Origin of the sequence: Oceanimonas baumannii, assembly GCF_002245495.1 — a bacterium.
Taxonomy (GTDB): Bacteria; Pseudomonadota; Gammaproteobacteria; order Enterobacterales; family Aeromonadaceae; genus Oceanimonas; species Oceanimonas baumannii.
Genome location: NZ_NQJF01000006.1, coordinates 80,918 through 92,831 on the forward strand (window position 1 = coordinate 80,918; position 11,914 = coordinate 92,831).

The 11,914-nt window shown below is 55.2% G+C and carries 11 protein-coding genes; 10 read left to right on the plus strand and 1 reads right to left on the minus strand.

Annotated features, from left to right (window positions below; all coding sequences use genetic code 11):
- Positions 1 to 12 precede the first annotated feature (12 nt).
- The 6 genes from murC (at position 13) to lpxC (ending at position 6,578) form a co-directional block, all read left to right on the plus strand.
- Positions 13 to 1,470, plus strand: coding sequence for a UDP-N-acetylmuramate--L-alanine ligase (gene murC / locus B6S09_RS08220; protein WP_094278028.1), 1,458 nt, complete (start codon positions 13 to 15; stop codon positions 1,468 to 1,470).
- On the plus strand, positions 1,470 to 2,387 hold the full coding sequence (locus tag B6S09_RS08225) for a D-alanine--D-alanine ligase (protein ID WP_094278029.1): 918 nt from the start codon (positions 1,470 to 1,472) through the stop codon (positions 2,385 to 2,387). The genes murC and B6S09_RS08225 overlap by 1 nt, the downstream gene beginning before the upstream one ends.
- 1 nt (position 2,388) lies before the next feature.
- A complete protein-coding gene (locus tag B6S09_RS08230; protein ID WP_094278030.1) occupies positions 2,389 to 3,159 on the plus strand; it encodes a cell division protein FtsQ/DivIB in 771 nt (256 codons plus the stop codon).
- Positions 3,119 to 4,375: a cell division protein FtsA gene (ftsA, locus tag B6S09_RS08235; RefSeq protein ID WP_094278031.1), complete on the plus strand. Its 1,257-nt coding sequence runs from the start codon at positions 3,119 to 3,121 to the stop codon at positions 4,373 to 4,375. The genes B6S09_RS08230 and ftsA overlap by 41 nt, the downstream gene beginning before the upstream one ends.
- A 45-nt stretch (positions 4,376 to 4,420) precedes the next feature.
- Entirely contained in the window at positions 4,421 to 5,557 is a 1,137-nt protein-coding gene (gene ftsZ, locus B6S09_RS08240) for a cell division protein FtsZ (RefSeq protein WP_094278032.1), read from the plus strand.
- Positions 5,558 to 5,654: 97 nt separating this feature from the next.
- A complete protein-coding gene (gene lpxC, locus B6S09_RS08245; RefSeq protein ID WP_094278033.1) occupies positions 5,655 to 6,578 on the plus strand; it encodes a UDP-3-O-acyl-N-acetylglucosamine deacetylase in 924 nt (307 codons plus the stop codon).
- A gap of 75 nt (positions 6,579 to 6,653) precedes the next feature.
- Here lpxC and B6S09_RS18445 read toward each other — a convergent pair whose 3' ends face one another.
- Positions 6,654 to 6,791, minus strand: coding sequence for a hypothetical protein (locus tag B6S09_RS18445; protein ID WP_166670294.1), 138 nt, complete (start codon positions 6,789 to 6,791; stop codon positions 6,654 to 6,656).
- Between the two features lie 65 nt (positions 6,792 to 6,856).
- Here B6S09_RS18445 and secA point away from each other — a divergent pair, with 65 nt between their 5' ends.
- The 4 genes from secA (at position 6,857) to rraB (ending at position 11,857) form a co-directional block, all read left to right on the plus strand.
- Complete coding sequence (gene secA, locus B6S09_RS08250; protein WP_094278034.1) at positions 6,857 to 9,586, plus strand: preprotein translocase subunit SecA; 2,730 nt, start codon at positions 6,857 to 6,859, stop codon at positions 9,584 to 9,586.
- A gap of 227 nt (positions 9,587 to 9,813) precedes the next feature.
- Complete coding sequence (locus tag B6S09_RS08255; RefSeq protein WP_208321714.1) at positions 9,814 to 10,527, plus strand: chemotaxis protein; 714 nt, start codon at positions 9,814 to 9,816, stop codon at positions 10,525 to 10,527.
- Positions 10,528 to 10,757: 230 nt separating this feature from the next.
- Positions 10,758 to 11,507: a 1-acylglycerol-3-phosphate O-acyltransferase gene (locus B6S09_RS08260; RefSeq protein WP_094278035.1), complete on the plus strand. Its 750-nt coding sequence runs from the start codon at positions 10,758 to 10,760 to the stop codon at positions 11,505 to 11,507.
- Positions 11,504 to 11,857: a ribonuclease E inhibitor RraB gene (gene rraB / locus B6S09_RS08265; protein ID WP_094278036.1), complete on the plus strand. Its 354-nt coding sequence runs from the start codon at positions 11,504 to 11,506 to the stop codon at positions 11,855 to 11,857. Before B6S09_RS08260 ends, rraB begins: the two co-directional genes overlap by 4 nt.
- Positions 11,858 to 11,914: the final 57 nt, after the last annotated feature.

Genomic DNA, 11,914 nt, shown 5'->3' on the forward strand with positions numbered 1-11,914 from the left:
TGAGAGACAGGCATGACCAAGGTTGAACTGGCAAAACTGAGAAGCATGATCCCTGAAATGAGACGGGTCAGGCGTATTCACTTTATCGGCATCGGTGGTGCCGGTATGGGCGGTATTGCCGAGGTGCTTGCCAATGAAGGTTATGCCATTACCGGCTCCGATATCGCTTACAATCCGGTTACCGACCGGCTGCAGGCGATGGGGGCAACCATTTTTCTCGGCCATGATGCGCAGCAGGTCGCCGGTGCCAGTGTGGTAGTGGTATCTACCGCTATCAAGGCCGATAACCCCGAGTTGCTGGCAGCACGGGATCTGCGTATTCCGGTAGTGCGCCGTGCCGAGATGCTGGCTGAGCTGATGCGTTTCCGCCATGGTGTGGCGGTGGCCGGTACCCACGGCAAAACCACTACTACCAGCCTGGTTTCCAGCATCTATGGTGAAGCGGGGCTGGATCCGACCTTTGTGATTGGCGGCCTGCTCAACAGCGCCGGCTGCAATGCCCGGCTTGGCTCCAGCCGTTACCTCATTGCTGAGGCCGATGAAAGCGATGCCTCTTTCCTGCATTTGCAGCCCATGGTGTCCATCGTCACCAATATTGAAGCGGATCATATGGATACCTACGGCGGCGATTTCAGCAAGCTGGAAGGTACCTTTATCGATTTCCTGCATAACCTCCCGTTCTACGGTCTGGCGGTGCTGTGTATCGACGATGAAGTGGTCAAGCGCCTGTTGCCGCGGGTTGGCCGTCAGTTTGTGACCTATGGCTTTCATCCTGAAGCCGATTATCGGGTGGAAGATTTTCACCAGCGTGCAGATCACAGCACCTTCCGGGTATGCCGCCCTGATGGCAGTTGTCTGGATGTTCAGCTCAATCTTCCGGGGCGCCATAATGCACAGAATGCGGCAGCGGCTATTGCCGTGGCCTGTGAGGATGGCATTGAAGACGCGGCCATTCTGACGGCACTGGAAAAATTTGAGGGTGTGGGACGGCGTTTTCAGCAATATGGCGAGTTTGAAACCGGCCGGGGCCGGGTCAAGCTGGTGGACGACTATGGTCACCACCCGAGCGAAGTGCGTGCCACTCAGCAGGCGGTGCGGGCCGGCTGGCCTGAGCGCCGGCTGGTGACGGTTTACCAGCCACACCGCTACAGCCGTACCCGGGACCTTTACGAAGACTTTGTCGATGTATTGTCGAAAAGCGATGTGCTGATTCTGCTGGAAGTGTACAGTGCCGGCGAGTCAGCTATTCCCGGTGCCGACAGCCGGGCATTATGCCGTACCATTCGCAGCCGGGGTCTGGAGCCCATTTACGTGGCCAGCCCCGATGAAGTACCGGCGGTACTGGCGGAGTTAATGCAGGATGGCGACATTGTGCTCACCCAGGGGGCCGGTAATGTGGGCGCTCTGGCACGCAAGTTGGGTGCTTTCAGACTCTCGGTCGAGCAAATGAAACAGCAAGGGGAGCAATAATGGAACAATTCGGCAAGGTAGCAGTGCTGTTTGGCGGACGCTCCGCTGAGCGGGAAGTTTCATTACGTTCCGGTGCTGCCGTACTGGCCGGCTTACAGCGGGCCGGGGTGAATGCACACGGTATCGATACCAAAGATTATCCGCTTGCGCAGCTGAAAGATGAAGGCTTTGAGCGGGCTTTTATTGTGGTGCATGGCCGGGGCGGTGAAGACGGCACTCTGCAGGGAGCGCTGGAGCACCTTGGTTTGCCCTACACCGGTTCCCGGGTGCTGGGGGCGGCGCTGGCCATGGACAAGATCCGTACCAAACAGGTGTGGCGGACCATGGGCTTGCCCACAGCCGATTTTGAAATAGTGCGCCGCCAGGAATATCAGCCTGCAGCGGCTGAAACGTTGATGGCTCGGTTTGCCGGCCCGGTATTCGTTAAGCCCTCGCATGAAGGCTCCAGTATCGGCATGGCCCGGGCAGAGACCTCCGGAGAGCTCGCTGCCGCTATTGAGGCTGCCTTTGAGTTTGACGATGAGGTGTTGCTGGAGCGCTTTATCGATGGTGATGAATATACCGTCAGTATTCTCGGTGAGCGTGCGCTGCCGGCTATTCGTTTGCGTACTCCGCACACCTTTTATGATTACTCGGCCAAGTATCAGTCGGGTGATACCGAGTATCTGTGTCCCTGTGGCCTGAGCGAGCAGGAAGAACAGGCCCTGGGCGAGCTGTGCCTGCGTGCCTTTAACGCCGTGGCTGCCAGCGGTTGGGGACGAGTGGATCTGATGCGAGATCGGGATGGTCAGTGGTGGCTGCTGGAAGTCAACACGGTACCGGGCATGACCGAAACCAGTCTGGTACCCAAGGCTGCACGGGTTGCCGGCCTCGATTTTGAACAGCTGGTGGTGCGCGTGCTGGAGATGGCGAACTGACATGAGCGAAGCCGCCGTTACCCGCACCCGGCTGGGCTTCTTGTCTGGCCTGCTGTTTTTCCTGCTGGTGCTGGGTGTGCTGCTGTGGGGGCTGTGGCAGGCGATGGTCTGGGCCACCGCCTCCAATCAGGTGCCGGTCAACAGCCTGATCGTGCAGGGTGAGCATCGTTATGTTAGCCGGGAAGAAATCCGGGAGTCGGTGCTGTCACTGCCTGAGGTGGGTAACTTCTTTACCCTGGAAGTGGACAGGGTGCAGCAGCAGTTGCAGGCACTGCCCTGGGTGTATCAAGCCTCGGTGCGTAAACAATGGCCCGACACCCTGCGGGTATATATCGTCGAGCAGCCGGCAGCAGCATTTTGGAATGAAGGGGCGCTGGTTAATACCCATGGTGAGGTGTTTGAAGCCGACAGAAAACAACTGACGCTGGTGCATTTATCCGGCCCGAAAGGCGAGGCCCATAAAGTGCTGGAAGAATACCGGCGCTGGCAGCCTCTGCTGGCAGCCCGCGGGTATGACATTAACCGGCTGCACCTGACACCACGATTTTCCTGGGAGCTGACCCTGAATGACGGTGTCAGGCTGATACTGGGACGGGATGATCTTGAAGCCCGTCTGAAACGATTTATGAATGTCTATCCGGGCATCATGGGACGCGGGCAGGTGGCTTACCTTGACCTGCGTTACGATACCGGACTGGCAGTGGGATGGAAGCAGGACGAAGAGACAGAGAATGACCAAAAGCGCGGAACGAAATCTGATCGTCGGGCTTGATATCGGCACGGCCAAGGTCACTGCCCTGGTGGGCGAAGTGCTGCCGGACGGTGATCTGAACATCATCGGTCTGGGCAGCCATGCCGCAAAAGGCATGGACAAGGGCGGTGTAAACGATCTTGAGTCGGTGGTTAAATCCCTCAAACGAGCGGTGGATGAGGCGGAGATGATGGCTGACTGCCAGATCACCTCTGTATATCTGGGGTTATCTGGCAAACATATCGAGTGCCGTAATGAAACCGGCATGGTGCCGGTATCTGAAGAGGAAGTCACCCAGGAGGACATGGACAATGTGATCCACACCGCCAAGTCGGTACGCTTGTCTGATGAACACCGGGTGCTGCATGTTATTCCTCAGGAATACTCCATCGACTTTCAGGAAGGGATTAAGAACCCCATCGGTCTGTCGGGCGTGCGCATGCATGCCAAGGTGCACCTGATTACCTGTCATAACGACATGGCGCGCAACATTGAAAAGTGTGTGGAGCGTCTGGGACTGCGGGTAGACCAGCTTATTTTCAGCGCTCTGGCATCCAGCTATGCGGTGCTGACTGAAGACGAAAAGGAGCTGGGTGTATGCGTAGTGGACATCGGTGGCGGCACCATGGATATGGCGGTGTTTACCGGTGGGGCCCTGCGCCATACCAAGGTGATTCCTTATGCCGGCAGCACGGTGACCAGTGATATTGCCTATGCCTTTGGCACGCCGCCGCTGGATGCGGAAGCCATCAAGGTGCGCCATGGTTGTGCCTTCAGCCGGCTGGTGAGCAAGGAAGACAATATCGAAGTCCCGAGTGTGGGAGGCCGTCCGGCCCGCAGTCTGCAACGCCAGACCCTGGCGGAAGTGATCGAGCCCCGTTACAGCGAGCTGCTCGGCATGATCAACCAGGAACTGGCCCGGGTACAGGGTGAACTGAAAAAGGCCGGGGTCAAGCATCAGCTGGCTGCCGGCCTGGTACTGACCGGCGGGGCCGCCCAGATTGAAGGCCTGGTGGAATGCGCTGAACAGATCTTCCAGTGCCAGGTACGTATCGGCCAGCCTGGCAGCATCAAGGGGCTATCAGATTATGTTGAGACACCGGTGTACTCCACTGCCGTGGGCTTATTGCAATACGGTAAGGAGCACCAGTCGATGCCTCAGCAGGAATACAACAGCAAATCCAGTGTAACCGGCCTGTTCAAGCGGGTTGGCAACTGGTTGCGCGGTGAATTTTAATCCCGGTGGGAAACCGGGAATCAAAGCGGAGAGAGGGGTAATCCTATGTTTGAACTGATGAATGATCACGAGCAGGAAGCCGTCATTAAAGTGGTTGGTGTGGGTGGCGGCGGCGGTAATGCCGTTGAACACATGGTGCGGGAAAACCTCGAAGGGGTAGAATTTCTGGCCATTAACACCGACGCGCAGGCGTTGCGTAACGCCAGTGCTCACCACACCCTGCAAGTCGGCAGCGCCATTACGAAAGGCCTGGGCGCGGGCGCCAATCCGGAAGTAGGGCGTGATGCCGCTCTGGAAGACAAAGATGCTATTCGCGATTTGCTCGATGGTGCCGATATGGTGTTCATTGCCGCCGGTATGGGTGGCGGCACCGGCACCGGTGCCGCACCGGTGGTGGCCGAGGTGGCCAAGGAGCTGGGGATTCTGACCGTGGCGGTGGTCACCAAGCCGTTTGCCTTTGAAGGCAAAAAGCGTATGAGCTACGCCCAGCAGGGTATCAACGAGCTGGCCAAGCATGTTGACTCACTGATCACCATCCCCAATGACAAGCTGCTCAAGGTACTGGGCCGGGGTATTTCCCTGCTGGACGCCTTCAAGGCAGCTAACAACGTATTGCTGGGTGCGGTGCAGGGTATTGCCGAGCTGATTACCCGTCCGGGCCTGATTAACGTCGACTTTGCCGACGTGCGCACCGTGATGCGGGAAATGGGCACCGCCATGATGGGAACCGGCCATGCCACCGGTGAAGACCGGGCCGAGGAAGCTGCCGAGAAGGCCATCTCAAGCCCGCTGCTGGAAGATGTGGATCTGGCCGGTGCCAGGGGCATTCTGGTGAATATCACCGCCGGTCTCGACATGAGTATCGAAGAGTTTGAAACCGTGGGTAACGCCGTCAAGGCCTTTGCCTCTGAAAACGCGACCGTGGTAGTGGGTACGGTACTGGATCCGGAAATCACTGACGAACTGCGCGTGACCGTGGTTGCTACCGGCATCGGTGCCGAGCGCAAGCCCGATATCACCCTGGTGAAGTCAGGCAGCAACCGTGATGATAACGGTATGCGTCGTGCCGACGCTCCGGAAGACCAGGGTGGCAAAGTGGCCGTGGGAGGTGACACCGCGCAGGCAAAAACCGATCTGGACTACCTGGATATTCCGGCCTTCCTGCGTAAGCAGGCTGACTAAAAATTACGCTGAATTAGCGTGAACGGGTAAAGGTGTGTTAGAGTATTTGACCATTTAATATGGTTCGAACCGGGCTATCTGACTGACGGACAATCCTATGATTAGACAACGAACTCTGAAAAATACCGTGCAGGCTACCGGAATCGGCCTGCATTCCGGTCACAAGGTGCAGCTGCGCTTTGTTCCCGCACCGGCCAACACAGGTATCGTGTTTCGTCGTACCGATCTGGATCCGCAGGTCGAGATCCGGGCCGATGCCGCTCTGGTGAAAGACACCATGCTATGCACCGCTCTGGTCAATGACGAGGGCGTGCGGGTCTCCACTATTGAGCACTTGTCTGCGGCATTAGCAGGACTGGGCATCGATAACCTTTATATTGAGGTGGATGCACCCGAAGTGCCGGTAATGGATGGCAGTTCTCATCCCTTTATCTATCTGCTGCAGTCCGGCGGTATTCGTGAACTGAACGCGCTCAAGCGTTTTATTCGCATGAAAAAGCCGGTACGGGTGGAAGATGGTGACAAGTGGGCCGAGCTGCGTCCTGCCAGCAAGGGCTTTCGCATGGATCTGACCATCGACTTCAAACATCCGGTGTTTGAAGGTCGCAGCCAGCATCTGACACTGGATTTTTCCGGAGCGTCATTTGTGAAAGAACTGAGCCGGGCCAGAACATTCGGCTTTATGCGCGACATCGAATACCTGCATTCCCAGAATCTGGCGCTGGGCGGAAGCCTGGAAAATGCCGTGGTGCTGGATGATTACAAGGTTCTCAATGAAGATGGCCTGCGTTACCCCGATGAGTTCGTTAAACACAAAATGCTGGATGCCATCGGCGACCTGTATATGTGCAATCACAGCATTCTGGGTGAGTTCCGCGCCTATAAAACCGGCCATGCTCTGAATAATACCCTGTTGCGGGCCATGCTGGCGCAAACCGATGCCTGGGAAATGGTCACCTTTGGTGATGCTGGGGCTGAGTCGCCCATTCGTTACTACGACACCGCTTTTCAGCCCGCCTGACGTTACTGATATACACGCCGGCATCTCTCCGCGCCGGCGTGTTTTCTGTTTTTGGGTGTCATATCACCACCGTTTTTATTGCTCGCCCGGCGCACTGTTACCCAGCACTTGAATAATGCCTTCTTCGCCACCATATCCTGATAACAAGTATTCGGTGACAGCCCCTTTTACCTGATGCTCCAACGGGTTACATTTGCATAATGTGATATCCATTAAACCGTTTCGCTATGGCCTCGCTGGCACGCGGGGCGTTTTTTCAACATTAAGATTGGCCAAGCATGATTACCAAACTCTTCACTCGAATAATTGGCAGCCGTAACGACAGAACGCTTAAACGACTGCGCAAAGTAGTAAATGAAATCAACGCCATGGAGCCGAAGTTTGAAGGCCTGTCGGATGCTGAGCTGCAGGGCAAAACCGTCGAATTCCGCACTCGTCTGGAGCAGGGCGAAACGCTGGAGCAGATCCTGCCTGAAGCCTTTGCAGTGGTACGTGAAGCGTCCAAGCGGGTGTTTGCCATGCGTCACTTCGATGTCCAGATGGTTGGCGGTATGGTGCTGAATAATAACCAGATTGCCGAAATGAAAACCGGTGAAGGTAAAACCCTGACCGGTACGCTGCCGGTATACCTGAACGCCCTTAGTGGCCGGGGTGTGCATGTTGTTACGGTGAACGATTATCTGGCCCGGCGGGATGCCGAAGCCAACCGGCCGCTGTTTGAGTTTCTGGGGCTGACCGTGGGTTGTAACCTGCCGGGCATGGGCCATCAGGAAAAACAGGCAGCGTATGCCTGTGATATCACCTATGGCACCAACAACGAGTTTGGTTTTGACTATCTGCGCGACAATATGGCGTTCTCCACGGAGCAGCGGGTACAACGTCCTCTGAACTATGCGCTGGTGGATGAGGTGGACTCGGTATTAATCGATGAGGCCCGTACGCCGTTGATCATCTCCGGTCCGGCGGAAGACAGCTCCGAATTGTATATTCGCATCAATACCCTGATCCCCAAGCTGGTGAAACAGGATCAGGAAGACACCGAAGAGTACACCGGCGATGGCCATTACACGGTGGACGAAAAGAATAAGCAGGCTCTGCTGACCGAAAACGGTCAGATTTTCGTGGAAGATGAACTGAAACGGATGGGGCTGCTGGAAGAAGAGGACTCTCTGTTTTCTGCTGGCAACATTACCCTGCTGGCGCATGTAAACGCCGGCCTGCGTGCCCACACCCTGTTTGAACGTAACGTTGACTACATTGTTCAGAATAACGAAGTGGTGATCGTGGATGAGCACACCGGGCGTACCATGCCCGGCCGGCGCTGGTCTGAGGGGCTGCACCAGGCGGTGGAAGCCAAGGAAGGTGTCAAGATTCAGAACGAGAACCAGACGCTGGCTTCCATTACCTTCCAGAACTATTTCCGTCTGTATGACAAGCTAGCGGGCATGACCGGTACTGCGGATACTGAAGCATTTGAATTCCAGCATATTTATGGCCTCGATACTGTCGTTATCCCCACCAATAAGCCGATGATCCGTAAGGATATGGGTGACCTGGTGTACCTGACCGCTGCGGAAAAATATCAGGCTATCGTTGCCGACATCAAGGACTGCGTAGAGCGGGGGCAGCCGGTGCTGGTGGGTACCGTGTCTATCGAAAACTCCGAACTGATCTCCGGCGTGCTCAACAAGGAGGGTATTCCTCATCAGGTTCTGAACGCCAAATTCCACGAAAGAGAAGCCGAAATCATTGCTCAGGCCGGCCGATCCGGCACTGTGACCATTGCGACCAATATGGCCGGTCGAGGCACTGACATTGTGCTGGGTGGCAGCTGGCAGGCAGAGATTGAAGCGCTGGGCGAGGCGGCGAATCAAGAGCAGATCGCTGCCATTAAAGCCGACTGGCAGCCGCGTCATGACGCCGTGCTGGCCGCCGGTGGTCTGCATATTATCGGCACCGAGCGTCACGAATCCCGCCGTATCGATAATCAGCTGCGTGGCCGGGCCGGGCGTCAGGGTGATGCCGGCTCCAGCCGTTTCTATTTGTCGATGGAAGACGCTCTGATGCGTATCTTTGCCTCTGAGCGGGTAACCAGCATGATGAAAAAGCTGGGTATGCAGGAAGGAGAGGCCATTGAGCACCCCTGGGTGACCCGGGCCATTGAGAATGCCCAGCGTAAGGTGGAAACCCGTAACTTTGATATCCGTAAAAACCTGCTCGAGTTTGACGATGTCGCCAATGACCAGCGTAAGGTGGTATATGAGCAACGTAATGAACTGCTCGACTCCGGCGATATCAGTGAAACCATTGCGGTTATCCGGGAAGATGTGTTGACCGATGTGGTTCATGAGTACATTCCTCCTCAGTCACTGGAAGAAATGTGGGATGTGCCCGGTCTGGAACAGCGTCTGCAGAGCGACTTTGCTCTGGAATTGCCTGTCGGTGAGTGGCTGAAGCAGGATGACAGACTGCATGACGAGCAGATTCTGGAACGGGTACTGTCCGAAGCGGCTAAAAGTTACCAGGAAAAAGAAGCGGTAGTAGGAGCAGATGTGCTGCGTCAGTTTGAAACTTCGGTGATGCTGCAAACGCTTGATAACCTGTGGAAGGAGCACCTGGCGGCCATGGACCACCTGCGCCAGGGAATTCACTTGCGTGGTTATGCTCAGAAAAACCCCAAACAGGAATATAAGCGCGAGTCTTATGAGCTGTTTACCCAGATGCTGGAAAATCTCAAGCGTGAAGTGGTGAGTATTCTCAGCAGGGTGCGGGTGCAGTCTCAGGAAGACGTGAACGAGGCCGAAGCCAGACGGCGGGAAGCCGCCGAGCGGCAGGCGCAGAATTACAGCCATGCTGCGGCAGACAATCCTCTGGCTGAAGAGCAGGTAAATACCGGAGAAAGTGAAGCTGCGACGTTTGTGCGCGAAGGACAGAAAGTGGGACGTAATGATCCTTGTCCCTGTGGTTCCGGCAAGAAATACAAGCAGTGCCACGGGAAATTAAGCTGAGTTTGTGTTAATAAAAAAACCGCCTTAAGGCGGTTTTTTATTTTATATCCGGAGCAAGGAGTCTCTGTTAAGGTATGTTGCTACTTTGATTTTTATTTGAGCACGCCACACCAAATTGATCAGGGTGGCTTTGCCCCGGTTCCACTTTGCGGGAGATTGAGCAGTTATTTCCCGCCTCAGGAACAGGGGCAGATAAAATAAAACTACGGGATAATAAAGAGGCATTCATGCATCACAGAATCATTCTGCGGCTGGCGCTGTTGCTGCTGCCGTTCTTGCTGTTGGTGGGTGCTGCTTTGCTATGGTTGTTATTACAGTCTCAGAAAGAGCTGGAGCAGGCTCAGCAAACACGCTTTGAATACTTTGAGAACGTGACTCAGATCCGCATGCTGTCGGGGCAATTGAGCACCCGGGTTCGCAACTATGTATATACCGGTTCAGAGCGGGATCTTTCTCTTTATTATCACGTTCTTGCCATCACCGAAGGTCACCATTCCCGGAGTAACGGCAGACGTATTTCCAATGAGCAACTGATCAGAACCATGGTGCTGAACCGGGAAGAGTTCAATTTGCTGGAGCGGGCCCGGCTGGCCACACTGACTCTGTCTCGCCTGGAAGAGGAAGCGCTGCGGTTAATGGAAACGGGACACCATATACAGGCTCGGCAAAAGTTATTTAACGCCGACTACGACATCTATAGCGATATGGTTTCCGGCTCGGTCAACCAATTTATATCGTTGTTGCTGGAGCGGCTGGATCGGAGTATTGAGCGTGAACAGCAGCGACATCACGATGCAATGATGTCTTTGGTGATTATTTTTTTATTACTTATTTTATGTTGCTTGGTGCTGGGCTGGCAGTTATCTCATGGAATAATCAATGGCAAGTCAGCCAATCAGGCTGTGTGCCTGCCGGAACCGGGTTCATTGTCCAAACCTTAGAACATCTGATTCTAGCTTAATTATTTTATTTACTGCTGACTAAAAATATCATTGAGTTTATTTATCTTCCAGCGGGTAAAGGTGGAAAAAGCTAGGGGGCCATGGACATTCTGCTGGTGAGGCATCGCAGTGCCTGACGAGCCCGGCCTCAGAGCAGGCCTTGGGCGCCGGCCTTGTCCCCTCGAAAGGCGGTCAGTATACTGCCGTGTCTCAAATCGCGAGGATCGTTCATGTTAAAGCTGCTGCGGATACTGTTGCTGGGTCTGGCCATGGTCATTGTATTTTTGCTGGGAACCCTGTTGTGCCTGGCCCGCCCCCGTCATCCGAATAATGTGTATCTGCTTGGCCGCCTGTTCCATCTGGCCTGCCCGCTGGTGGGTCTCAAAGTTAAAATTCGTGGTCGTGAAAATGTAAAGGAGCTGGATTCCGGGATTTTTATCGCTAATCATCAGACCAACTGGGATATCATCACCCATCCAGGGGTGCTGTCGCCGCGCACCGTGGCCATCGGCAAAAACAGCCTGTTCTGGATTCCCTTGTTCGGCCAGCTGTTCTGGCTGAGCGGCAACCTGTTAATTAACCGGGAAAACAGAGCCAAGGCCGCGAATACCATCGGCAAGGTGGTAGAAAAAATCCGGAGCCGGAAAATGTCGATATGGATGTTCCCCGAAGGGACCCGCAGCAAGGGAAAAGGGCTGCTGCCGTTCAAAACGGGTGCTTTCCATATTGCGCTGCAGGCGCAGGTGCCGATCGTTCCTGTTGCCTGCTCCAGCTATTTTGGGCAGGTAGATCTTAACCGCTGGGATAATGGTGAAGTATTAATTGATATTATGCCGCCCATTGATGCCAGCCAGTATGAGCCGGCACAGCTGCGGGAGCTGCTGAAAGTCAGCCGCAAGCAGATTGCCGACCGCATTGAACATCTGGACCAGGAGGTCCGGCGTCCTGAACCCCTTACTCAATCCGGAGCAGCATCATGAGTCAGAATACCGACTGGCGGGCAGAAACCCGTGACATTATCGAATCCCTGCTGAACGATGGCAGTAACCCTGATGCGGAGTACACCATTGAGCATCACTTTTCAGGTCAGGACTTTGACCGGCTGGAAAAAGCGGCAGTTGACTGTTTCAAGGCCGGTTATGAGGTGACCGATGCCGAGGAGCTGACCCTTGAGCGGGGGCAGACCCTGCTTTGTTTTGATGCCATCGCCGACAGCGCGCTCGATGAGGAGCAGATTATGCAGCAAGTCGCCGAACTGCTGCCCATTGCCGAAAAATATGGCATTGACTATGACGGCTGGGGAACCTACTTCGAAGAAGACAGCGAGTAAGCCTGCGCGGCATTCGGGGCGAGGCTAAACTTGATCCATATGAAGATGGATCAAGGG